Consider the following 24,881-nt stretch of genomic DNA (forward strand, 5'->3'; position numbering starts at 1 on the left):
AAACAGGAATAGGGAGGGATTACGCAAAGTATGAGTAAGTGGGGAAATCCAAGTATTTGAACGCATTAACAGCTTCAGCGGTTGTAGTAACACCAATTACAAGGATGTACAGCGCTCGCCACAATTTTATAAAAAGATTAATAATTTAATGATCGTGCCATGATGGGTATATTTAAACCCGAAAAAAACTAATCATCTGTATTTTGGAGAAGCTTTAATGCGAATTTCTTTAATGCCATCTGGTAGTACAGGTACTATTTCGGGGGATTTAATCATTTATGCGCCGAATGTAATCCTCTCTTTAGATGGGTTAACCGTTGTAGGGAACACAGTAATTGAATAATAACTTCCATGTAAAACCTAAGGAAAAGATTATGTTAGACTAAAATCATAAGGAGCTAAGCGAATGAAGAAATATGAATGTAATGTCGTTATCAAAATAGCGTTATCATTTTTACTTGTAATCTCTATGATTTCACCTTACTTCACAGTTGTAAAGGCCGAAACGACAGAAGCTATTGGCGTGGGGGAAGCGGTCAATCAATTTGATCCAACCGCAGTAAAGAGTAATGTTACTGTAGAGGGATATATAGTAGGGTTCGCCAAAAGTGAAACTTCTTATTCTGTGATAGCAGATAGTGACACAAATATTGCGATTGCTGATACACCAGATGAAACAGATGTCACGAAAATGCTGTATATTCAATTGCCAAGCTCCTATAGAGCCAATTTCGGATTATTTACTAACCCAAGTAATCTTGGGAAAAAAGTTAAAATAACAGGTTCACTAGAAAAATATTTTAGTAACCATGCAGGGCTAAAATCACCAACTTCAATGGAGTTTGTTGGGGACGATACAACCGAACCAAATCCTCCCGAGACTGAAGTAACCATTGCCGAAGCTCGTGCAGCTGTTGGAACAGACCGCACAGTTCAAATTCAAGGGACGGTTACGACAACACCTGGTGGCTGGGGAGGCAAGGCCTTCTATGTACAGGATGAGACAGCAGGGGTATATGTCTTCTCTAGTTCTGCAGAAGCAGGGAGCTTAGCTGTTGGAGATATTGTCAGCATCACAGGGAAAACTAGTTTATATAGTGGAGAAGTTCAATTTAATTCACCGACAATTGAACGGATTTCTACAGGGACGGCACCTACACCGCAGACAGTAAATTTACCGATTGCGGATGATAGCACACAAGGAAGATTAATCACACTTGAAAATGTGAAGATTAAAGATTTAGCGCCATCTGGTACGTATGGTACATTTGAATTTAAAGCAGTCGATGCAGCAAATAACGAGCTGTTAATTCGCCATGATAACCGTACAGGCTATCAGTTCTCTCAGTTTGAAGCAGATGGCTTCAATAACAATGATGTCATCACAGTGACAGGGATTGCGTCAACTTTTAACGGGACCTATCAATTAAAAACGTTAAGCGCGGAAAGCTTCCAATTAGTATCAAACTATGAGCCAACACAAGTAGAGAATATTAAGGCTTTACCAGCAACAGGGGAAGTTTATCCAGGAACGAAAGTAACATTGTCTACAAATACCCCAAATGCAACCATCTATTACACAATCGATGGTTCTGAACCGTCAGTAGCTAGTGAGGTTTATGATGCAGCAGCGGGGATTGTTGTAAATGAAGCCATGACTATAAAAGCATTTGCTACTGCAACAGGCCTAGACGATAGTGACATTGCTTCCTTTAATTATACAATTAAAGAAGAACCAACCGTTATATCCATTACGGAAGCTCGTAATAAAGCAATCGGGCAAACTGTTATCGTATCAGGGATCGTGACAGCAAAATTAGAAACGGCTACAGCCCACATTCAAGATGAAGATGGGGTGGCGATAGCCATTTATCCTGTGGATAGTCTTGCCGCAAATGTCGGTGATCGAGTGACGGTTCAAGGAAGAGTAGATGAATATAGCGGTCTAAAGCAATTAACGAATATTTCACTTGTTGGTATGCCTGTTCCTTCGACAACACCAGAGCCACATCTTATTAAAAGTAATGAGGTGGCAGAAGACAATGAATCGAAACTAGTTACAATTAAAAATGTGACCGTTACTGGTTCGGGTCAAAACTTTACAGGAACTGATGAAGCTGGCCCATTTGCTATTTACGATAAAACAAGAGATTCTGGTTTAGTGAGTGGAAAAACGTATGGGGAAATTACAGGGATTGTTGGTCAATATACAAACCATCAATTGCTCCCTCTTCGCGTTATTGAAGATGTAACAAAGGTCCAGGATATCAAAGCTTCTCACGTCGGAGGCGTAACAGCTGGCACGAAGGTTTCGCTTTCTACAGTGACAGAAGGTGCAACGATTTATTTCACAGTGAATGGCTCAACACCAACAACTGCTAGTACGAAGTATACAGAGGAAATCCTTGTTAATAAACCAATGACGATTAAAGCGATTGCGGTAAAAGAAGGTTTAACGAACAGTGCAATGGCTACATTTGTTTATGAAATTATAGATACTAAAAATGCCAAGATTAGCGATATTCAAGGGGCAAGCCATAAATCACCATATGTCGATTTAACAGTGAATGATGTGTCGGGAATTGTAACATTCGTTTTAAATTCAACTAGCTTTATTATGCAAGAAAACGAGTCGTCATTTGATGGCGTAAAATCAACTGCTATCAAAGTAAATAAGACAGGACATAATGTAGCAGTAGGGGACGTTATTAACGTTTCAGGAAATGTAGTAGAGGCGGGTGGCAACTCTCGATTGACAGATACACAAATTGCAGCAACAAATATTACAAAAACAGGTACAGCAGGAACTCCAGAAGCCCTTGTGATAGGGGAGGATCTGTTGCCACCAAATAAAATTATCGATAATGATAGTTTTGCAATTTTTGACCCACAAGAAGATGGCATCGATTTTTGGGAATCTATCGAGTATATGCTGGTATCATTCCCAGATGCGAGAGTAATAGGACCGATTTATAATAACGATTCTCCAATTGTTGTACCGAGCACAACTAATAATACATTCAATGTGAATGGTGGTTTAAATATAGCGGCCGATGATTATAACCCAGAAAAAATTATGCTTGAAGGGGTAGCTGGTAAAAATTATGATTCAGGTGATCGTTTTAATGATGCCCTTATCGGATTTGTAGAGAATTTTACAGATGGCTATCGACTGAACACAAATAAAGTCTTCCCAGAAGTGACAAAAGCGAATCTTCAGCAAGAAGTGACGCATCTTGAACCAGTAGCGGACAAGTTAAATGTCGCTTCCTATAATATCGAAAACTTTTCAAATAATCCTGCCAATACATCGAACGAAAAAGTAGCCAGAATAGCAGCGACATTTGTGAATAATATGAAATCACCAGATATTATTACATTAGTCGAAGTTCAAGATAATGATGGACAAACCGATTCAGGAAATGCAGATGCATCGGAAAGCTACATGCGATTAATTCATGCAATTAAAGCTGCGGGTGGTCCTGCGTATGATTGGATTGATGTCATGCCAATTAACAATACAGTAGGTGGTGCACCTGGCGGTAATATTCGTGTAGGCTACCTATATAATCCAGAACGTGTTTCATTAGTGTCAGGTACAAAAGGGATGGGTGACCAAACCAATACGTGGACAGCAGATGGAAGCCTCGCTTTAAATCCTGGCTTTGTTGATCCATCAAAATTTGTAGATACACGAAAACCAATTGCAGCCGAATTTGAATTCCAGAAAGAACGTGTAGTGATTATCGGAGCTCACCTAAATTCTAAAGGTGGAGATGGTTCACTTTGGGGACCAACTCAGCCACCAGTGCTAGAATCAGTAAAGAAACGTATTCAGCTTGCTCAAGCCATTAATGACTTTATCGATGAAGGGCTTGCCATTAATCCAGATTTAAATATCATTGTAGCAGGGGACATGAATGACTTTGAATTCACACCAGCTCTTCAAACGTTAAAGGGTGATGTTTTAACGAATATGATAGATAAAGCCCCAGAGCAAGATCGTTTTACGTACTTCTTCCAAGGAAACAATCAAGTCTTGGATCATATTTTAGTTTCGAATAAGCTTGCTGACGTTACAGAAATTGATTTGATTCATATAAATGCGAACTTTACAGAAGCACAAGGCCGTGCATCAGATCATAACCCAGTATTAGTTCAAATTGATTTGAAGGCAGACAATGAGGAAATACCAACTCCAATAACACCTGAAGATGTATACAATATTGATAACTACAAAACTGGTAAACTAATCATGAATCGCCCAAGTATTTCGCTATCGTTAGGGAAAAATACGAATATTAAAAATGGAATTGCAGTGTTTAGTCAATATGCTGAATTCCATGGGGAAGGATTTGCGAATAAAACAGTAACGATTAGTCCCAAAAAAGGAAATGCGATTATTGACTTTAAAGGTACGAAAATAGGTGAAATTATTATCGAAGGAAAAAATGTAAAAGAAATACGAAATTTACCCGATGGAGCTACTATTACTTATACGAAAGGGGCTTCGGCAGAGGAAATTGAGTTTAAGTAGTATCTAAAAAAATAATCCAGCACTAGTTTATATTGATTTAGTGCTGGGTTGTTTGCTAATTAACCACTGAAAGTTGTTGATTAATCAAAAAATAACCAAGTGTCCATATGAATACTTGGTTATTTTTTACTTTTTATAAAGTCCATATTTGGAAAAATAAATTTTAAACCGATAATTAAAGCAAAGAACCCTGAAATCTTTAATGTTACATTTGTAAATGTCTCTCCATTTTCAGTGATATTCATTAGTAAACTGCCAAAGGCAATAAAAATAAATCCAATCAAACCAGAAATATATTTCAATCGATCATCCCCTTATTTAAATAAGTACTAATTTTTACTCCACTCCCAAAGCAGTTTCTTTTAATCAAAGATTAGCATCCAACCTTTCTTTCCATACAATTATTTCAGTTGGAGGTAAATCAGGGACGCATTGTATGTATAAAAGTAACTACTCATGCTTAATGTATAAAATTATTTATAAGTATACCGCACTTAAAAGGATTTATAGAAGTTTAGATGGTAGTGAATATCATGTTAGAAAAATCGCTATTTATTTTAACTATCAAGAAAAGCATCCCTCTATTTTTCACCGTTCCAATTTCCTTAGAGCAAAAACCCGACTAAATCATACTTTTGTGCAGATGAAAGAATGAATGACTATGGCAAACGAAAAAAGCATTGCAACGAAGCAATGCTAAGTACGTGGGGTTTTTGACAACCTTACTACATTAAAAACAAAGCCTATAACTCCACAAATAAAGAAAATATAGGCTACTAGTATGGACATAGCTTCTAAGTTGTTAGTGAATATCCTGTATCCTCCTAAAGTAAATAAAGCCAAACTGCCAACCGAACTAAGTAATATTTTATTTTTGTCAGTCAACACACACACCTCCAAATAATGGTATGTATATAGGTTAACACAAAATGTATTTTTAGTTAACCTATTCTATGTTTATTGGTGAGTGTCATAAAAACAAAGAAACTTTACTGTACACTTTGAATAAAATGTTCAGCAAGGAAGAGGATTCTTGCTGAACATTACTATAAATATAATAATTTTTTTATTAATTAATAAAATTTTGAGGAATACATTCACGAACACCAGCATTTCTCAATGAGTTAAATAAAGCAGCACTGATTCTTAAAATAACAAAGTTATCAGTGCCATTTTCTAATTCATAGATCACAAAGTATGAATTATCAACTGTAAAAATACATTTTCGTTCTAATTCAAATCCAGGTGGTACAGGAGGAAGATTGAAACGTGGTACAACTAAAGGTGTATCTCCTTCATCTCTGATAAAATCAAAAGTTTGTTGGTCAATCTCATAGATATTAACTGGATCAATCTCCACACCTTTTTCTGGAATTGTAATTTCATCTTCAACTAATACGAAAAAGCGTTCGTTTCGAAAATTGAAAAGACCTCTTGCCCCAATTTCAAATGATGCCATTTTATAGTCACCTCCTATTCTCTAAATATCTTATTCATATCAAATACAGTTGTTTGGACGTTGAGGAGGGGAGAGTGAAGAATAGTTTCTGGTCTGAAATCATTAGGAGCTAATAGTAGGGGTGAAATAGGGATATGCATGGGGATTAACTGGACAATTTGAAGTTCAAGGAGTGACAAGCTGGGGGTAAATGAATGAATATGGAAAGAGGCTGGGACATAACTCGATTATATTGAAAAATAATAAAAATAGATATTAACTTTTTCACTTCAAGTAGTTAAATATGCCTTCCTAAATCAAAAAAATGTTAGACCAATTATATCTTGGTCTAACATTTTTTCTTTTTGTCCCAGCCTCTTTTATAATCTTAACATTAAATTCTAAAGAATCTGTGTTAATTCGGAGTTCACAAACCGTTGGGCAGCAATAATTACACCTGAAGCTGTTCGTCCATAAACGCTATATATTCCACCATTTTGATTTGGAATAATTTCAACTTCATATTGAGCTCCAACTACACCAGGCGTTACAAAAGTAGAACCATTGGCAATAGCGGCAAAAGGAGTTGTTGATAATAATTGTCTTGACCCATCTAGTCGAAAAACTCTTACTACGCCAGTTAATAAACCTCCCGTAAGGTTAAGAATTTTGACACGAACACTAGCTGCATTAGCTGGTTGATTTCCTGTATTTTCAATTGGGCCAGTAGTTAAACTCATTTATTTCACCTCCAAATAAACAAAATTTGTATAATCTGCAGATTATATTTTCATAGTATGAAGTATTCTGTATACTCTCTAGTCTTATTAATCAATCATTTCTATAAATTAAAGAAAAGTGTGGATTGGTTTAGTAAGCAATGCGAAGTATGTAAGTGGAGGTTAACCTATTTCTCATGACATAGTACCTTAGTAGAACATCTAATAGTGGAGCTATTGAACAATATGAGGAAAGAAACTAGTGTCGCTGGATTGGTAGTGACTCTAACATGAGAGAGGCCGTGACGGTCAACTAGCCCCACAAACGAATAAGGGTGTGCGATACACGCAATCATTAATTTACAATTGATACATAAAAAAAGCCGTAGTGTTTGCAGACGCTACAGCTCGAATTGGTTGATGCCTTTAAAGTCAATCTAGTAAACGTAGTATATGATAACTTAGGAGGACGAAACTATGTAACCGGGCAAACAACAGTTACTAAAGATGGCTGAAACAATCGAGGAGGCAAGGCAGCCAGTAACGAAAGCTGATAAAAATAGCTAAATTGGAGTGATTGAATCAACATTACCAAAGGCATGTGGGCACAAAAGTTGTATAAAGGAATTACAACGGCGTATATATTCATTAAATTATCGAATTAAGGAAATGGTGCAAAAGCGCATTTCGATAGTGCATGCGGATAGAGAGGTTGAAATACTTCATAGATTGTTTGATGGGATAGCATACGTGCTATTGGAAGCTCATGAAATGATCAAGTACGACAACAAATGATGAAGTAGCCGAGAGACTACTTCTTATAAGTTATTTCTAAAAGTATTTTTAAGCGGAATTATTTTAGTATGAGATCTGGATAAACGATGTGCTTTCAAATAAGGTCATTCAATCTAAAGCTCTTTATTTTTATGCCATTTCATTAGTTTTTTCAATATCTTCTACTTTGATAAACTTTAAGACAACAAACAGGAGAACGAATCCCAAAACACCTGCCGTAATATAGCTGGCATGAAGATAATTTTTCATGACAAGTGACATAATAGGAGGACCTGCTGCAACCCCTATAAATCGTGCCGAGCTGTAAAAAGAGGATACGGTTCCTCTTAACTCTTTTCTAATATTGTCAGTAATAATTGTGTCAAGTGCAGGCAATAGTGCACCAATAGCAATCCCCACTATACTCGTAACGACTAATAAAAGAATCAGTTTTTTACTTGTAAACCCAACAAAGACAATACTGACAGACATTGCAATCAAGGAGGCAATAATTATTTTTTTAATCCTTCCTAGGTTTCCTTTAATTTTTCGACCAGATATAAATGAAGCTATACAAAGTAATAAAAGCGGGATGGCCAGGACAAACCCTTTTTTAATCCCTTTTATATCATGAACTTTTTCGAGGTTTTCTGATAAGAAAAATAGCATACTAAATAATATGAGCATCACAAGGACCCCGTTAAGGAATACGGTATATAACCATTTTCCTTCCTCCTTGAAAACTTTTTTTGTATTCCGTAAAAACTCTTTGAGCTTCAATGGTTCATCATCATCTTTAGGAGCTTTAACGAAGAAAAAAATTAGTACAATCGAAATCAAACTAAGTGCTGAAATGGAAAAGAAGGGTAGGAACCATAAAAACGCAGCAAATATTGATCCTAAAATGGGACTTAACACTTTCCCAAACGTATTAGACGTTTCAATTATCCCTAATGTAGAACTTATTTTTTCGTCATCATCCTGGTAAAGATCACCTACAAGAGGCATTACGATCGGCATTGCACCAGCGGCCCCAATTCCCTGAATAATTCTTCCAGCGATAATCATTGCGTAGGGGTCATCCATTTTCCATGAAGCAAATCCAGCAATCAGACCACCGATTAAAGCTAAAATTAAGCTTGGTAATATCACTATTCTTCTGCCGAAGCGGTCCGATAAATAGCCAGCTACGGGGATCAGAAAAATAGCTGCGACTGAATAGCTTGTTATGATCATGCTCGACTGAAATGATGTGATCCCGACCTTATCCTCCAGTATAGGGAGCACGGGAATAAGCATTGAATTTCCAAGTGTCATGATGAGCGGAATAGAAGTCAAACTTACAATACACCAGACACTTATATTAACCTTCTCTTGGTCCATTACCACACCTCGACTAATATTCTTTTAAAAGGTATGGTTTCCTTTCATGTTTATTTTATGCGCTGTCGGTGAGTTTATTGGAATAACACTTGGTAAGCCTGCATCCCAAAGTAGATCCCGAAACCAATCATTAATAAGGCTGAGATAAAAGAGACCGTTTTCAAAAGCTGTATAGATAATAATTTTCGAGCGACACTGGATAAAAAGGCATAAATAAAATCTACAAAAATAATGCCCATCAAAATGGCGATACTCACCAAAATGATTTCATACCCTGTTGAGATACCAGCCGTTTTTGCGAGTATGGAGCCGTATATTCCCAGCCAGAAAAGGATGGTTACCGGATTCAAAAAAGACATGAAAAATCCAGTCATGAGGGATTGTCTCAGTCGTGTCCTTTTCCCTGTTTTCGAATCCATCTCAATTTTATGTAGCGATAGTAAATTTTCGATACCGGTGTACAAAAGAACAAAACAGCCGAAGGACCAAAGGATTGTTTTTAACCAGATGGAATTGATAAATTGGCCAATTCCAAAATATACGATAAACATATAGATAATGTCAGTTGCTATGGCACCCAGACTAAAAAACCATGCATGAAAAAAGCCATTTTTTAAACCTGTATTCAATAGGACAGTCTTAACAGGTCCAATTGTTGCAGCCATTGATATGCCTAAAAAGATAAAGGTAAATATAGAATCCATAAAATAGCCTCCAATAATCAAATGTAATGGCATTTTATTCGAAGGCCATAACTTTTAGGACAATCTAAAAGGGCATAAAAAACATGCGGATTTAATATGTCCTTATCGCACGCTAAACTAATTATATATAGCATATTTATCAAAGAATATAGTTTCGTTTTTGTCTTTAAATTTATCCTTTAAAACAAATAATTCAATCAAATTCGTTCATAATAATGAAAAGGACGTGATGACTATTCTAAATGAGAAGAAGATATCAAAGCTAAAAAATATGTTAATTGAGCAAAAACACTCGCTCCAACGAAGAATGGATACAGATGATGAATATTTAGAACGAGGTAGTTTACGGGATTCTGTTGATGAGTTGTCCACAATCGATAATCATCCAGCAGATCTGGGTACCGAATTATACGAGCGTGAAAAAGATATGGCGTTAAAAGTCCATGACACTGATGAGTTAGCAAAAGTAAATACGGCCTTACAAAAGATTGAGGATGGTTCCTATGGCGTATGTGAAGTTTGTCAACAAGATATCCCATATGATCGATTGGTGGCACTGCCTTATACCTCTTTTTGTATTGAACATACTGCAAAAGACGTTCCAACAGATCGACCGGTTGAAGAGCAAGTGATGCTTCCTCCAGTTGACAATTCTTTTGCTGGCCGTGATGACAAGGATGATATTCATGACTATGAAGATATGTTTCAAGTTGTAGCAAAATATGGAACTTCTGAAACACCTTCCGATTTTGAAGGGGATTTTGAAGATTATGATGAATTATATGAAGATCCTGAAGAAATTGCCGTTAATGACGAATGGGATTCATACCATATCTCTGAAACAGATGAATTAACACGCCAAGTTTCCATTCAGGAAGTAGAACACGCGAGAAAATTTGATTATTTAGAGGATTAAATGTGGGATTTAAAAAGATAGGCGCAATTGTTATAAATGAATGCTTTAATAAACATACATGGCCAGCCCATATATTTTAAGAGAAAAGATATTACCCCAGTTTACATGTTTTATTAAGAATAATATGTGAAAAATAAATTATTTCCTTGTTAAAAAGATCACTTCATATAGTGGTCTTTTTATAATTAATCCATAAAGGTTTAGTAAAATTGTCTATTTCATTTGTCCCTTCATTGAATAATGTAAAAACAAGGAGGATGATAAAATGGGTTTCGACAATTTTAATAGAAGTGAAAAGGAACCAACTAATAAAAGAATTAGCAGAATTCATGATGATTGTGAAGAAAGTTGTAATAACAAAAATATCCATCAAGGAGTACAGGTACCACAAGAACCTTTAGGTACAGGTCTTCCAGGGTTTGCTTATATTTATGATACCACTGCTCAACCAGGTATCCCGAATAATGGTTCCGTTACTTTCAATACAAATGGTAATATTACTCCTGCAGGGTTTGTAACACATGTACCAGGAACAGCACCTATCATTATAAATCAAACGGGTATTTATCTTATTACCTACGAGGTGTTTGTTACAGGTGGCCCTAATGCATTTGCTCTTTTCAATGGCGACAACCAAATAGCCGGTTCCAATTATGGAGACAATTCTGGTAACTTGGAAAATGGTCAAGTAATAACGACTTTAAATTCATCGGATGTTCTTACTTTGAGAAATATTCATCCAAACCCAACAGCTTTATTAAATTTAGTTATTCCTGACATTCTAGTTATCAGCGCGTCTATTGTCATTTTAAGATTAGCATAAAGCTTTTATTGCGAGTCACATCTAATAGGTGTGGCTTTTTGCATTTATAGATTGGTTTTGAAATTTGAAAGTGAACTGCACCCCAATTGTTACATTGTGTCTAACAATTGGGGTGCAGTTTAAAATAGGGTGTTTTTTATTAGTGAGTATCAAGTAGTTCTCCCTTTAGCTGCTAGGTTATGATTGGGTGAGAAGTGATAATGATGAAAAATATATTGTGAAGTTTTACCCTAATAATGGTTATAAGTTAGGGAGAGCATAAATGAATATAAATAATAACACAGCCCAGACTCTTCCATACAATTAAGCTTAATCAGAGAAATCATTGTAGACAATTTCGCTGGCGGGGGTGGGGCAAGTACAGGGATTGAAATGGCTACTGGAGACCGTTTTATACTTACGACACTAGTAAAAGAGGAAAAAAAGTATTGATATTGTGGATTAAGGTTTTAAATAAATATAAAAATATAAGCTGTAACGTGTGATGACGCTGCGGCTTTTTTATTTACTATGTAATTTTCTTATATTATGCAGTATTTAAATCTCTACATTGTTATCTAATGACAAGAAATAATATAGGTTAGTGCAAGAAGGAATAGTAGAAAATAACGTTGAATTGAAAAAGTAGAATTCCAAAGTGAAAATAAATTATTAAAGGAGGAAGTATTGTGACTACACCTGATTATAGATCACCAATTAAAAACCAAATCGGCGGTGTGTTTGTTCCAGTTCGTAACCTAGAGAAAGCAAAAGAATGGTACAGAAAAATACTTGGTTTGGAAGGGGGAGAAGAATATTTTGGACATTTATTCGTGGCACCCATGAAAGGTACAGCTGGATTAATTTTAGATTCCATGCCAAAGTGGAGAAAAGATGATGGTGATATTTCCACTTTCCAAGTTCCATCAATTCAGCTTTTAACCGATGATATTCAAGCTGCTTATCAATTTATGAAAGAAAATAATGTTGAGCTTGTTACAGAGATTCAGGATAATTTTTATTTTGTGTTTAAAGATCTTGATGGGAATTTATTAATGATTTGCAAAGAAGTATCTTAAAAAAATGATTGAACTTCAATTAAAAATCTAAATATTAGGGAAAGACAGAACGAAGAACGACCTGCGCCTCACAAACATGTGCGAGGCAAGACATACACGGCCGGTCCATAATTTTTAAGAGATTAGGTATCTTAATAAATTTTAAGGTTAGATATTTACAATCATTTCCACGACTTCTTTTTTTGTTATGATAGTTAAAGAGGAGTGGAATATTATGCTTAACATTTTACAAATTGTTTTTGCTATCATTACTGTCTCTCTTTCAGCTTACCTACTTATAACACGTGATTACGATCTGATTTTTTTAATAGTATTCTTCTCAGGTTTATTCATGTTAACTAAAGGAATTGAAGCATTTCAGAGCGAGAGAAAAGTTTATGGTTGGTTATTAATCGGGTTATTTTTATTTGCGGTTTATCTCTCAATGTATCAATTCACAGCTTTATATGACCAAAGTTAAGGAGTTGTAAATACCTTGATATTTAATCTTCCATTTTCGAGTAACTGACCATTTTTATCGATAATGTCTGCCTAAATGGCCTCCATATCGCCAAGTTCGTATACTCGCTTGAGTAGAACCTCCAATAATAAAGAAAACTCTTGGTTTTCGGACTTGATGTTACTCGAAGTCTTTGAACCTTATAGGAACAACATTATCAGGCGCATAAACATCGAGATAGCACAGAGTTTACAAGCTGGAGAAAGCTATACAGACAGGGCCATTAGAATCGAAAATGTGATGGGATGGACTAGAAAGAAAGGAATTGTTGTCGCCCGAACAGAAGGTGGTTGAGTGAGGTCAAGTTGATCTAGCCATTGAGGAACAGGCGACCAAAACAGCACGGCTCTCTACAGTCTGGTTGTCATCACTTGATACGAGGGTTCGTAGTTAGATGGTCAGAAAGCAATATAGATGGTTACTATCACTATGGTAAGTGGAAATCGAAAGCACCGAGATGATAGAGAATTGCTTCCATAGATAAACAGTGCCGTTGCCATACGATTTATATGGTGAATGGAAGTTACCTGAATGACGAACGAGGCAGAGACTACATGGACGATACCTACCAAAGGCAATTGGCCTCTTGTATTGACTGTCTTAGGACTAACTTACATTCAAGCTTTCACCAAAGCGTACAAAGAGGTTAAGCCACCAACCGTCACATTGCCTTTTATGCGTTATGAAGAGTGGAAGAAAAAATGTAATGGTGAGGTATAGTAAGACCGAATATACACAATCAGCTGTTGCTTCTTTCAAGGCTGTACTTGCGATTATAAGTGAAAATAGTGTATTATAGCTTTCATGTTGTAAACAAAAAGGGCGGATGTAATGAAATATAATAAGACAGTTATGCTAAAGCTTATAAATGAACATCGAACATTGCATGATGAATTAAAAAAGCTAAAATCTGAAATGGGTTTAGAGAAAAATTTCGCAGTAAAGGCATTGTATCATTCATTTGTTGCAGAAGATGGTCCTTATATGAAAGAATATCAGGATTTAGAGCGATTACAATAAATCTTAGTGCCACTAACAAAATTGTTGGCAAGCTAAGTCATATTTTTTAGGGCAATAATTTAATACTAAGTTTGTAATTGAGCCATTCATTTTGAATGGCTTTTTATTTTGTCTTTTTTCTCATGGACGCTATAAAGAACGAGAACAAATACACTTTTGAGCAGTTTAGGGATTCTTATGGATAACTAAATTGGGCAAGGAACCAGAAGCCTAGCGTTATTTTATTGTCTAAATCAGAATATAGTTTTATAAAGTGCAAGTAAACGGCAGGCGGGGTAATGTAAGCGTTGAGTTTATATGGTTTTCATGCATAATAGAAACCGAGGGAGATGATTCTAAGTTGATGGTAAAAAATGTCAACACCGAAGTTTCAGGAGATATAATCGTTACCCACCTGTTAGGTCAAATAAAAATTGAAGACGTTCATGATTGGTTTAATGATTTTGAAAAGATTTGTCAACAGTTTATTTCTGAAGGTAGAGAATACAAATTATTGGTAGATAGAAAAGGATACATCCCAGCTCATTTTTCTGTTCAAAAAGAATGGAAAGATAAGTTCTTGAATAAAACAATGCTAAAACACAGCAAAGCAATTGCGTTTCTCCTTGAAGAGGGAGAGATAATGAACCATTTAAAACAATCCAACACAAAAGAGTCTGTTGAATTTTTCGATAATTACGAACTGGCATTCAAATGGTTGGTTGAGTATACAAAATAATAGTCTTTATCTAAAGGCAGAAAGAGATATGACATGGCTGGAACCTAGACTGTGTAGCAAAGTTCCATATGTAGAAAAAACAGTTTCAGGTTCTTTAAGAATTGTATCGTTTAAAGGCTTTAATTTTGATAAAACTCCAGAAACAATAAACAAATAACCGGGCGCTCAAATGAGTACTTGGTGTTTTTGTTGGTTGTTTTGTACCTGCTCGTGCATGTTTATTTAATAATTATTCATAAAGTGGTACCCCGAATAGTACCCCACTTAAAAGTGTTTATATGGAATAAAAATTTATATTAGAAAAATCAATATTTATTTTAAATACCAAGAAAAGTAATGCTCTATTTTTCACCGTTCCAATTTCCTTAGAGCAAAAACCCCACCAAATCAACATTTTTACGCTATAATGTAGGACGAGGTGAAGAAAATGTTTGTAAGTGAGAAACAGATTGAAATACGGTACGCAGAGACAGACCAAATGGGCGTGGTGTACCATGCGAACTATATTATTTGGATGGAAATTGGGCGTACCCAGCTTGTAAGTGATGCAGGCTTTGAGTATGCTGCCTTAGAAAAAGATGGCTATGTATCGCCAGTGATGGATTTATCGATTTCGTATAAAGCAGCCATGCATTATGGACAAGTGGCAACGGTGCGCACTTGGGTAGAAAAGCATGATCGTTTACGAACGACGTATGGCTATGAAATTTTACATGAGGATGGCACGGTAGCAGCCACAGCTCAATCCGTACATATTCTTGCGCATAAGGATACATTGCGACCGGTATCATTAAGTAAGATTGACCCAGCTTGGGATGCCAAATATAAAGAAATTGCCGTCGAGGCAAAATAGGAGAACAATAGATGGAAATGTTTATAGCTTTAGGCGCTATTTTGGCAGCTCTTGGTGTTGTTTTAGGTGCTTTTGGTGCACATGCACTCAAGGATAAGTTTGCCTCACCGCATTATGCAGCCATTTGGGAAACGGCTGTGCAATATCAGATGTATCATGCCTTAGGGATTCTAGCCCTTGGCATTCTATCCAATGCTGCATTTTTAGGAAGCTCTAGTTTGCTTTCCTGGGCAGGCTACTTAATGTTTACAGGGATTGTATTCTTCTCTGGTAGTTTATATGTGCTAGCCGTGACAGGTGTGAAAAAGCTAGGTGCGATTACGCCAATTGGTGGCATGTTATTTATTGTTGCGTGGGTGCTTGTTATAGTAGCTGCCTTATCCTAATTCAGAAAAAGTAACGAGAACGTTCTGATGATTTATATCATTGGCGCTTCTCGTTTTTTAGTTGATAGGAAGAAAATGAAACAATTTGTCTGATTTTGCGTATTACATAGTATGAAGAGATGTTAAAATAAGCTAAACATCAATGTGAAGGTGGGAATATTTATGGGTTTATTGAAAGCAGGCGTTGGGGCATTAACAGGTGTTTTAGAGGATCAATGGCGTGAATATTTTTATTGTGAGGCATTATCCTCAGATGTTCTAGTAACTAAGGGTATTAAACGCACTTCTAAACGAGGTTCAAATAAAGGAAATGACAACATTATTAGCAATGGCTCGATTATTGCCATCAATGAAGGGCAATGTATGATGATTGTTGAACAGGGGAAGGTTGTAGAGTTTTCTTCAGAAGCTGGGGAATATGTCTATGATACATCTACAGAGCCTTCGATTATGTATGGTTCAGATTTATCTCATGGCATTATGGAAACATTTAAACAGATAGGCAAGCGTTTTACATTTGGTGGAGAACCTGCTAAAGATCAGCGAGTTTATTATTTTAATAAAAAGGAGATTGTTGGCAATAAATATGGTACTCCCGCACCAATTCCATTCCGTGTGATTGATCGTAATATCGGATTAGATATCGACATTGCCATTCGTTGTCATGGTGAGTATTCTTATAGAATCATTGATCCGTTATTATTCTATACAAATGTATGTGGAAATGTAGAGCGTGAATATACGCGAGAGGCCATTGATAGCCAGTTAAAATCAGAATTAATGACAGCGTTACAGCCAGCCTTTGCACAAATTTCAGCAAGTGGCGTTCGTTATAGTGAAATACCTGCGCATACGGTTGCGTTAGCAGACGCACTCAATAAGGTATTATCAGAAAAGTGGCTTGCTACACGTGGTTTAGCTGTTGTGTCATTTGGGATTAGTACCCTAAAGGCTTCTGAGGAAGACGAAGCGATGATAAAACAACTACAACGCAATGCGGTGATGCGTGATCCAGGTATGGCTGCTGCCCATTTAACAGGCGCTCAGGCAGAAGCGATGATTGCAGCTGCTAACAATGATGGTGGCGCTATGGCAGGCTTTATGGGGATGAATATGGCTGCACAAGCAGGTGGAGTCAATGCTGGTCAGCTTTATCAAATGAATGAGCAAAATAAGCAAGCGCAAATGGCTCAGGCTGCGATGCAAAATCAATCAGCCAAAGCACCTGGTACATGGACATGTGCATGTGGTCATGACAACACAGGGAAATTCTGTTCAAATTGCGGTGCAGCAAAACCAGCGGAAGAGGGCTGGACATGTACATGTGGAGCGGTGAATAAAGGAAAGTTTTGTAGCGAGTGTGGCTCTAAAAAACCAGCTGGTGCTTTACTCTATGCATGCGATAAATGTGGGTGGGCACCAGAGGACCCTGCCAATCCGCCTAAATTCTGTCCAGAATGCGGCGATGTTTTTGATGAAAAGGATGTCAAGTAAGGAGATGATGACCTATGTCAACGCAAGAAGTTGAACATGTCAAACAAGTAAAGCTTGACTTTGATGCGGAATGTCCATCCTGTAGTGCATCCATTGAGTTTAATCCTGCTACAGGTAAGCTAACTTGTCCGTATTGTGGATTTGAATCTGAAATTGCAACCCCTGAGCAAGAAGAGGAAAAGGTTGCACAAGAAATGGACTTCTTAAAAGCAGAGGAACGTGGGAATTTCAATTGGGGCGTGGAGAAGAAAACAGTTATTTGTAAAGCTTGCGCGGCCGAGACAATTTATGATGCTCTGCAGGTCGCTGACAGTTGTCCTTACTGCGGCTCAAATCAGGTCATGGAAGCGAGCGCTGAAAATACGCTTGCTCCCAATGGCGTATGTGCTTTTGAAGTAACGGATAAGCAGGCAGGAGAACATTTTCAGAAATGGATCAAAGGTCGATGGTTTACACCAAAGGCTGCCAAAATAAGTGCAAAGCCTGATGCCTTTAAAGGGGTATACCTCCCGTATTGGACGTTTGATTCAAAAACAAGCTCCAGATACTCCGCAAGATATGGACGACATCGAACGGTTACGGATAAAGATGGTAAAACGCATACTGAAACAGATTGGTATTCAACAAGTGGGTTTTATCAGGAATTTATAGACGATCATTTAGTGAGTGCCACAACGCGCTATGATCGAGACATGATGCGAAAAATTGAACCATTTAATCTTCTTAATAATAAGGCCTATAAACCTCAATATGTAGCTGGATTTTTATCAGAGCGTTACAGTGTTGGTTTGCAGGATGGCTGGAGCCAAGCAAAAAGTGAAATCCATGATCACCTCCATGCGCAGATTACAGCCAAAATCCGTTGGGAAAATAGGGCGGATGTAGTATCCAATCTACGCTTTTCCACAAACCATGATGATATTACATACAAATATTTAATGTTACCGATTTGGTTATCTTCTTTCCGCTATAAGGAGAAGATTTACCGCTTTATGGTGAATGGACAAACGGGTCGAGTTGGTGGAAATGCGCCTATTTCACCGCTTCGGGTAACAATTGCTGTTATTTTATCATTAGCAGTAATCGCTCTGATTTGGTATTTCTTTATGTCTGAATAATAATAAACAGTATGCCAGTAGGAGCCTCTTATTGTCCTTTTGGGATACTGTTTTTTTCATAAAATTGTCCTTAAATATTGGGTAAATGACTGAATTAATTGACTGGTATAGGATAATCATCATCCATTATCACGGCTGTCATTGCGTCAAGTTGCATAGATTAAAGGGAGAGTAAAATATCAGAACAGCCTTGGTTGGACAAAAGCATAACGTTGCAAGATGGTGTAACAAGCAACCTACTATGTAGGAAAGTCGTTAGAAATAATGCAATTATGGTGGTTAAAAATTAGGACGGATTTCCATTAATGATGAGAAGTGAAGTTGCGATTTTACTTTAAACAACTTATTATACAGTCAGAGAGCATTTTTTAAGCTAGTCATGATAAATGTAATGTTATTTTTGAATAACAATGAAAACGTTATTCATATTGGAGGTTTCGATGATGGACGCAATTGAAGTGTTAACAAATTTAGATCAAATACATGGGTATTATCAACCGATATTTAGCGCAGATGCGCATACGGTGATTGCCTACGAAATTTCCGGGTATCTACAAATTCAAGGTCAGCAAATTAATTTAAAGGATTTTGTCAACAATGAAGATATTCCAGAAGAATATCGAATTGATATGGAACATAAAATTTTACATGCGGCATTAGCCAAAATTGATGAAATTGCACCAGAAATTGATATTTATATCCCAAGCAATCCAAATTTATTGATGCAAGATTTTGGTGAAAGTCATTTTAATATTATCCAACAATATATAGAGGAAAAAGATTTACAGCGTATCGTACTTGTCGTATCAGAGCATCGTTTTATAGGGGATATTAACAAATTACATCACGCCCTACGCTATTTTACGACGTTTGGGGTAAAAATTGCCGTTCAGGAAGTAGGAGCCGAAAGTCATTTAGAGCATATTGCGCTATTGGCACCACATATCTTAAAGGTCAATACACGTGATTTAAATTACGATTCTTGGTCCGCTCAATCGGACATGATTTCTGCCATTGGTAGCCTAGCTTATAAAATTGGAGCGAATCTATTATTTGAAGATATTGAAACGGTTTATCAGCTACAATTTGCTTGGAAAAATGGCGGTAGATTTTATCAAGGGCCATACCTAGCAAATCCAGCTATGACTTTTGTCGATAAGGATATATTAAAGGAACGTTTTAAAAAAGAATGCCAGCAATTTATTACTTCCGAAAAGAAAATGCTGGAGGCGCAATATTTGCAGCTGAAAAAATTAAGGGAGGAATTAGAGGCGATTGTGCACCGTGTGAAACCAACAAGCGACAATGTCTCCCATTTAGAGTACTTAGCTGAATTATTGGATAACTACTCCTTCCGTCTCTATATTTGTAATGAGGATGGGTTCCAGTTAACGCCTAACGTTATGCGAATTGATGGGAACTGGGAGCTACAGCCACGTGCCATCAATAAAAATTGGAGCTGGCGCCCTTATTTCCTTCAAACGATTATCAAAATGCGCAACGATCAAAGTGGGGAAATCTCTGAATTGTATCGTGATATTGAAACAGGAGAAATTACAAGAACATTCTCCATTGCCATCAACGAGCATGAATATTTGTTTGTTGACCTTTCCTATGACTATCTTTATGAGCATAAAATCTTTAGATAATATTAGTAATTTCTTTAGTGACAACATTTCATGGGTACAAATTGCAATTCGATTTATTTAGTTTAATTAAATGTATTAGGTATTATGGGGGAGAATCCTAAAAGCCTAGTAAAATACTGAAGTTGCCTTCTATATTTGCAGAAGGCAATTTTTTTTGATTTCAATCAAGAATGCTATTTAAATTCTCATAGAAAATTAACTACCTCTATCGAAACAAACATGGCAGTCTATACATTTGTTAAATTTGTAATGAATGATTTTGTTTTTTCAGTATTTTTTCATTTAGCTTAATTAAGATGGAAATATCATAAAGGAGCTGAAAAAATGAGGATTATCAAAATATTGCTAATTATTAGTTTAATTTGGCCATTTGTTGATGCCAAAATAGCAAATGCGGATGATGAAGAAGATTATAAAAAATACGAGGGTGATGTTCATAAAAAGCACAATGATGATTATGATGATGACGAGGAAGATGATGATTATTATAAAGAAGAGGATGAATATGAATATTATGACCAAAGATACCCTGAAACAAATAGTAATACATGGAATATTTGGACAAGATCTACTTATGTAAATAAAGGAGAGTTACCCCTAAAAGAAGCGAAAGAAATTCAATTAAAACTAGAAAATAATAATAATACAGTGTCACTTTACTTGATTCCTTTAGATGGTGAAATATATGTGCCAGGTAAAATTGTTGCTGAACTTTTAGGTGCAAAAGTAGTTAATTATGATAATAGTAAAATATTGGAAATTAATAAAGCTGGTACAGAACTAATTTTTCGTGCGGGGACAAATGTTGTGTACTATAACGAGATAAAAACACCGATACCAGCTGTTACATTTTACTTGAATGATAATATATATGTTCCAATTAGTGTAATTTCAAATGGTTTGGGCTATGTGGCTGAATGGCAAGAAATGAATAACGCTGTTGTATTGAAGTTATTAAAATAAAAAGGGGAGATGATTGAATGAAAGATCAAAAGAAAGCTAAATGGATATTAGGCACTTCTGGAGTAATATTATCTTCTTTACTATTAACGCAATTTAATAATGTTCCATCAGATATAAACATAGCTGATCTAAATTTGACAAATGAACAATCAAAAAAAATGTCAGACCGAGAAAAGGAACTTGTTCAATTAGATTGGACAAATTTTGAAATTGTTGGAGTGAATCAACTACAACAAAATAAAATTCATACCGATCGAACTACCAAACGATCCTAAACATAGTTTGAAGTGGAGTTGAAGTTGCTTGGATACCCTTTCATTAAATACGATGAATACAAACTTTTATATTGAAATTGCTGGAACGCAAAAAATGGATTGGAAAGACAAAGTGGTGAAATGGTTGCAACACGTTGCAAGAGATTGGTCGAGATTTGAGCCAAATAATGAGTTAAATCAAATTAATCAACTAAAGGTAGGAGAAATAGGTAGAATTTCTCCTGCATTATATGATTGTTTAAAAGCAGCAGACAACTATTATACATTAACTAATAATATATTTTCTCCGTATTTAAAATTACATTTAGAACAACATGGGTACGATCGATCCTTTCCTTTTCAAGAATCAACGTATAAGGAAATACAAATAGAAAAAAAGACAAATAAGCCATTTCTTTTTTTGGATCACAATGAAGTTTTAAAAACGGATAATCAATTAATTGATTTAGGTGGATTTGCCAAAGGATACGTAGTTGAAAAAATAGCTGATTGGCTTAGACAGGTTTCTCCCGAGTATGGAATTGTAGATGGTGGTGGAGATATGAAAATGTGGTCGTCAGGCAAAAAGACATGGACCATTGGGATTGCTCATCCATTTCATATACACGAAGAGATCAGTTCCATTAGAATTCAAAATGGAGCAATTGCCACTTCGAATCGTATATTTAGAAGTTGGAAACAGCAGGGGAAAGAAAAGCATCACTTATTAGATGGAAGAACCGGAGAGGTAATCATTAGCCCTATCCTTCAAACAACAATAATAACAAACTCATTATGTCAAGCAGAAGTGGCAACAAAACTGGCTTTTTTATTAAATGAACAAGAATTACAAGTATGGTTTGACAAACTACAGATGCCTTGTGCTTGCTTAATAGCAAAAGATGATGGAAGTATATATTGGCTGAAAGGAGGAGAAAAATTAGATGTTATTTAGTACTTGGGAATGGATTCGATTATTAGGGCTTTTAAGTTATTTTTACTTCAGTATGTCAATTTTTTTTGGTTTACTAAGGAAATCTTCTACTCTCAAGTCCAATAAAAACTTATACTTTCAATTACATCAAATGAGTGGATGGTTGGGATTTATAACTGTTATTGTACATTTACTTTTACTAATGATTGATCAATACGAACCCTATACTATTTCTGAAATCGTATTACCTTTTAGCGCTAACTATCAGGCATTGTTGTCTGGGCTAGGAACCATAGCTTTTTATTTGTTTTTAATAGTTCTTTTAACATCAGATATATGGATAAATAAAATGAACTTCTCACTTTGGAAGAAGATGCATTTTCTTGTTTTACCTGCTTGGATATTATCACTTATTCATGGGCTATTCATTGGTACTGACTCAAATCAAATGTTGGTAATTTTATTTTATAGCAGTACGGTAATGGTTATAATTACCGCACTACTTGTAAGGTTGATGAGCGATGGGTTTAAGAAGAAAGATCAAAAGCAAGGGGTTAGTAAGTAAGCGGTGCTTGAATGGATGAAAGGCAGTTTCTCCATGTTAGCTAGACTGCCAAAGTAGCTCAAAAAAATAAACTAGTTGAATGGCACTACTGATACATGTAATGCCATTCTATGGTTTATCCATCATGTAACGATGAAGAGCCTATTTTTTAGTATAAAGAGGAAATTGAATACAAAATGTTGTACCTTTTTCCAATTCGCTTTGAACTGTGAGTGTTCCTCCGTGATCTTGAACAATAGAATCAGCTATAGCAAGTCCTAGTCCTGTTCCGTTTCTGTTTCTCACAGCATCACTCCGGAAAAATCTATCAAAAATAAAAGGTAGGTCTTCCTTAGAAATCCCAATGCCTGTATCTTCAATGTAGATATATATCATTTTATCAGTTTGTAAAAGCTTTAGATAGATTGATCCTCTTTGTGTGTACTGAGCGGCATTATCTAATAATATATAAATTAATTCAGTTATATTATTTGAATTTCCAATAAATTCAACATTAGGTTGGATTTCTGTTTCGAAAACGATTGATTTCGGTAACGCTCTTTTAAACTTCCTACTAATCGTTAGTAGCAACTCTGTTAAGGAGATTTTTTCTTTAGTTGAATGAATACGATTTTTGTCATGTCGGGCTAAAAATAATAGTTTATCTAATAGCTCTTTCATTAACTCTGCTTCATGCTTTAAATCTTCAATCAATTCTTTACCGAAATCACTCATATTACTAGCTTCATCAGATTCTAAAATATCGAGTGAACTATAAAATACGCTTAGCGGTGTTCTTAACTCATGAGAAGCATCTGAAACAAAGCTTTTCTGTTTTTCAAGTGCATGTTGAATGGGAATCATGGCTTTTCCTGCCATGTAGTAACTTAAGAATCCAATTATTATTGTAAAAATTATAATTAAAACAATAAACAGTAAGATCATTTTTTGAAAAAAATGATATTGTGATGTGGTCGATTTGCCTATAACAATATATCCAAGAAATTCACCGTTCGGCTGAATGGGTTTCGATAAAATTAAAAGATGTTTATCGCGCCACTTTATATTTTTTACAAAACGTTTAGAAGGATTTTCGGTTTGAATGATTTTTTCTAGGTCTTTAAATAAACCTTGATAGTTTTCGTCACCGTGGACTAGTATCTGCTCTTTTGTATAAATATAGTAAAAATACATACCATTTGGGTTAAATTCTAATTTCCCTTTATTATCATTTTTGTGCTCAAAAAAGTCATGATATTGTTCTTTATAATAAGTTTCTAGTTCTTCTATTTGTTGATAATCCATTAGTTGAACTAATGAAAAATATAGAATAATAAGAAAAGCAAAGAAAAAGCCTATAAAATAAATGGAATTAAATAAAGTTAGTTTTTTACGAGTTTTCTTAAACATGCTACCTCACTCTGTATCCTATTCCTCTAATGTTTTCAATAATGGATTTTGGACGATTATGATCGATTTTTTTACGAACTAATTTTACTAACGCATCAAGGTTGTTGTTAGTCATTTCATGATCAAAGCCCCATACTTGTGTGTAAATTTGTTCTCTAGTAAGAATGATGCCTTTGTTGATAAAAAGGTACTCTAACAATAAAAATTCGTTTTTAGTTAATAGTATTTCTTGATTATCTTTAAAAAGTGTTCTGGAATCCAAATATAACTTTAAATCATCAATTTGAATGATTTGATGAATGGATTTATTTTTTCTTCTTAAAATGGCACGTATTCTCGCTAAGAGTTCTTCCATTTTAAATGGTTTAACAACATAATCATCAGCACCTGCATCTAATCCGCAGATGATGTTATTGCAATCATCCTTTGCTGTTAGTATTAAAATGCCACCTTCATAACCATTTCTTCTAGCTTCTTTGCACACATCAATACCGCTTATTTCTGGCATCATCCAATCTAAAATGACTAGATCGTATGTATGAAACAGTATGTATTCTAATGCATGCTGACCATTATCTACAGCATCCACCTGATGAAATTCTTTTTGAATGATGTGAACAATGTTTTTTCTTAATCGATTATCATCTTCAGCTATCAGTATTTTCAACGAAGCTCCTCCTACCTTTT

The 24,881-nt window shown here is 35.6% G+C and carries 25 protein-coding genes; 18 read left to right on the forward strand and 7 right to left on the reverse strand.

The genetic code is table 11. The features are described 5' to 3' along the window. Positions 1 to 217: 217 nt before the first annotated feature. Positions 218 to 343 (forward strand): hypothetical protein, encoded by a 126-nt coding sequence (locus tag EW028_RS25790; RefSeq protein WP_255501574.1) that lies wholly within the window; start codon positions 218 to 220, stop codon positions 341 to 343. 63 nt (positions 344 to 406) lie between these two features. After that, the gene (locus EW028_RS04605) at positions 407 to 4,537 is read left to right on the forward strand and encodes a chitobiase/beta-hexosaminidase C-terminal domain-containing protein (RefSeq protein WP_131520066.1); all 4,131 of its coding nucleotides are present in this window, start codon (positions 407 to 409) and stop codon (positions 4,535 to 4,537) included. 119 nt (positions 4,538 to 4,656) lie between these two features. Here EW028_RS04605 and EW028_RS04610 read toward each other — a convergent pair whose 3' ends face one another. The 5 genes from EW028_RS04610 to EW028_RS04635 form a co-directional block, all read right to left on the reverse strand. Then, complete coding sequence (locus tag EW028_RS04610; protein ID WP_131520067.1) at positions 4,657 to 4,839, reverse strand: hypothetical protein; 183 nt, start codon at positions 4,837 to 4,839, stop codon at positions 4,657 to 4,659. Between the two features lie 767 nt (positions 4,840 to 5,606). Then, positions 5,607 to 5,996, reverse strand: a complete 390-nt coding sequence (locus EW028_RS04620) for a spore coat protein (protein ID WP_131520069.1) — start codon at positions 5,994 to 5,996, stop codon at positions 5,607 to 5,609. Positions 5,997 to 6,376: 380 nt separating this feature from the next. Beyond that, entirely contained in the window at positions 6,377 to 6,715 is a 339-nt protein-coding gene (locus EW028_RS04625) for a hypothetical protein (RefSeq protein ID WP_048392571.1), read from the reverse strand. 903 nt (positions 6,716 to 7,618) lie between these two features. Further along, a complete protein-coding gene (locus tag EW028_RS04630) occupies positions 7,619 to 8,851 on the reverse strand; it encodes an MFS transporter (protein WP_131520070.1) in 1,233 nt (410 codons plus the stop codon). A 74-nt stretch (positions 8,852 to 8,925) separates the two neighbouring features. After that, positions 8,926 to 9,555, reverse strand: a complete 630-nt coding sequence (locus tag EW028_RS04635) for a LysE family translocator (protein ID WP_131520071.1) — start codon at positions 9,553 to 9,555, stop codon at positions 8,926 to 8,928. A 235-nt stretch (positions 9,556 to 9,790) separates the two neighbouring features. Here EW028_RS04635 and EW028_RS04640 point away from each other — a divergent pair, with 235 nt between their 5' ends. The 16 genes from EW028_RS04640 to EW028_RS04715 all read left to right on the forward strand — a co-directional run bounded on the left by EW028_RS04640 (position 9,791) and on the right by EW028_RS04715 (position 22,805). After that, positions 9,791 to 10,471 (forward strand): TraR/DksA C4-type zinc finger protein, encoded by a 681-nt coding sequence (locus tag EW028_RS04640; protein WP_131520392.1) that lies wholly within the window; start codon positions 9,791 to 9,793, stop codon positions 10,469 to 10,471. Between the two features lie 265 nt (positions 10,472 to 10,736). Then, complete coding sequence (locus EW028_RS04645; protein WP_103118266.1) at positions 10,737 to 11,294, forward strand: hypothetical protein; 558 nt, start codon at positions 10,737 to 10,739, stop codon at positions 11,292 to 11,294. 668 nt (positions 11,295 to 11,962) lie between these two features. Beyond that, positions 11,963 to 12,352 (forward strand): VOC family protein, encoded by a 390-nt coding sequence (locus EW028_RS04650; RefSeq protein ID WP_131520072.1) that lies wholly within the window; start codon positions 11,963 to 11,965, stop codon positions 12,350 to 12,352. Positions 12,353 to 12,566: 214 nt separating this feature from the next. After that, positions 12,567 to 12,812: a DUF3953 domain-containing protein gene (locus tag EW028_RS04655; protein WP_131520073.1), complete on the forward strand. Its 246-nt coding sequence runs from the start codon at positions 12,567 to 12,569 to the stop codon at positions 12,810 to 12,812. A 570-nt stretch (positions 12,813 to 13,382) separates the two neighbouring features. Beyond that, a complete protein-coding gene (locus tag EW028_RS04660) occupies positions 13,383 to 13,571 on the forward strand; it encodes a hypothetical protein (RefSeq protein ID WP_131520074.1) in 189 nt (62 codons plus the stop codon). Positions 13,572 to 13,682: 111 nt separating this feature from the next. Then, positions 13,683 to 13,871 carry a hypothetical protein gene (locus EW028_RS04665; RefSeq protein ID WP_054550360.1) on the forward strand — a complete coding sequence of 63 codons (189 nt, stop codon included), beginning with the start codon at positions 13,683 to 13,685 and terminating at the stop codon, positions 13,869 to 13,871. A gap of 253 nt (positions 13,872 to 14,124) precedes the next feature. After that, a complete protein-coding gene (locus EW028_RS04670; protein ID WP_131520075.1) occupies positions 14,125 to 14,589 on the forward strand; it encodes an STAS/SEC14 domain-containing protein in 465 nt (154 codons plus the stop codon). Positions 14,590 to 15,016: 427 nt separating this feature from the next. Further along, on the forward strand, positions 15,017 to 15,442 hold the full coding sequence (locus EW028_RS04675) for an acyl-CoA thioesterase (RefSeq protein ID WP_004225136.1): 426 nt from the start codon (positions 15,017 to 15,019) through the stop codon (positions 15,440 to 15,442). An 11-nt stretch (positions 15,443 to 15,453) separates the two neighbouring features. Further along, positions 15,454 to 15,828, forward strand: a complete 375-nt coding sequence (locus tag EW028_RS04680; protein WP_131520076.1) for a DUF423 domain-containing protein — start codon at positions 15,454 to 15,456, stop codon at positions 15,826 to 15,828. 162 nt (positions 15,829 to 15,990) lie between these two features. Beyond that, positions 15,991 to 17,322, forward strand: coding sequence for an SPFH domain-containing protein (locus tag EW028_RS04685; RefSeq protein WP_112118514.1), 1,332 nt, complete (start codon positions 15,991 to 15,993; stop codon positions 17,320 to 17,322). 14 nt (positions 17,323 to 17,336) lie between these two features. Beyond that, on the forward strand, positions 17,337 to 18,440 hold the full coding sequence (locus tag EW028_RS04690; protein ID WP_131520077.1) for a TFIIB-type zinc ribbon-containing protein: 1,104 nt from the start codon (positions 17,337 to 17,339) through the stop codon (positions 18,438 to 18,440). A gap of 443 nt (positions 18,441 to 18,883) precedes the next feature. Further along, positions 18,884 to 20,089, forward strand: coding sequence for an EAL-associated domain-containing protein (locus tag EW028_RS04695; RefSeq protein WP_036076413.1), 1,206 nt, complete (start codon positions 18,884 to 18,886; stop codon positions 20,087 to 20,089). A gap of 324 nt (positions 20,090 to 20,413) precedes the next feature. Continuing rightward, positions 20,414 to 21,052 carry a copper amine oxidase N-terminal domain-containing protein gene (locus tag EW028_RS04700; RefSeq protein ID WP_131520078.1) on the forward strand — a complete coding sequence of 213 codons (639 nt, stop codon included), beginning with the start codon at positions 20,414 to 20,416 and terminating at the stop codon, positions 21,050 to 21,052. 17 nt (positions 21,053 to 21,069) lie between these two features. Then, complete coding sequence (locus EW028_RS04705; protein ID WP_131520079.1) at positions 21,070 to 21,327, forward strand: hypothetical protein; 258 nt, start codon at positions 21,070 to 21,072, stop codon at positions 21,325 to 21,327. Between the two features lie 52 nt (positions 21,328 to 21,379). Then, the gene (locus tag EW028_RS04710; protein WP_227744866.1) at positions 21,380 to 22,261 is read left to right on the forward strand and encodes an FAD:protein FMN transferase; all 882 of its coding nucleotides are present in this window, start codon (positions 21,380 to 21,382) and stop codon (positions 22,259 to 22,261) included. Next, positions 22,251 to 22,805 carry a ferric reductase-like transmembrane domain-containing protein gene (locus EW028_RS04715; protein ID WP_131520081.1) on the forward strand — a complete coding sequence of 185 codons (555 nt, stop codon included), beginning with the start codon at positions 22,251 to 22,253 and terminating at the stop codon, positions 22,803 to 22,805. The genes EW028_RS04710 and EW028_RS04715 overlap by 11 nt, the downstream gene beginning before the upstream one ends. Before the next feature lie 141 nt (positions 22,806 to 22,946). On the opposite strand, the gene EW028_RS04720 is transcribed toward EW028_RS04715, so the two are convergent. After that, positions 22,947 to 24,194, reverse strand: coding sequence for a sensor histidine kinase (locus EW028_RS04720; RefSeq protein ID WP_131520082.1), 1,248 nt, complete (start codon positions 24,192 to 24,194; stop codon positions 22,947 to 22,949). Between the two features lies 1 nt (position 24,195). Continuing rightward, entirely contained in the window at positions 24,196 to 24,861 is a 666-nt protein-coding gene (locus tag EW028_RS04725) for a response regulator transcription factor (RefSeq protein WP_131520083.1), read from the reverse strand. Positions 24,862 to 24,881 lie beyond the last annotated feature (20 nt).

The sequence above is a fragment of the Lysinibacillus sp. OL1 genome (genome assembly GCF_004332175.1).
GTDB lineage: Bacteria > Bacillota > Bacilli > Bacillales_A > Planococcaceae > Lysinibacillus > Lysinibacillus capsici.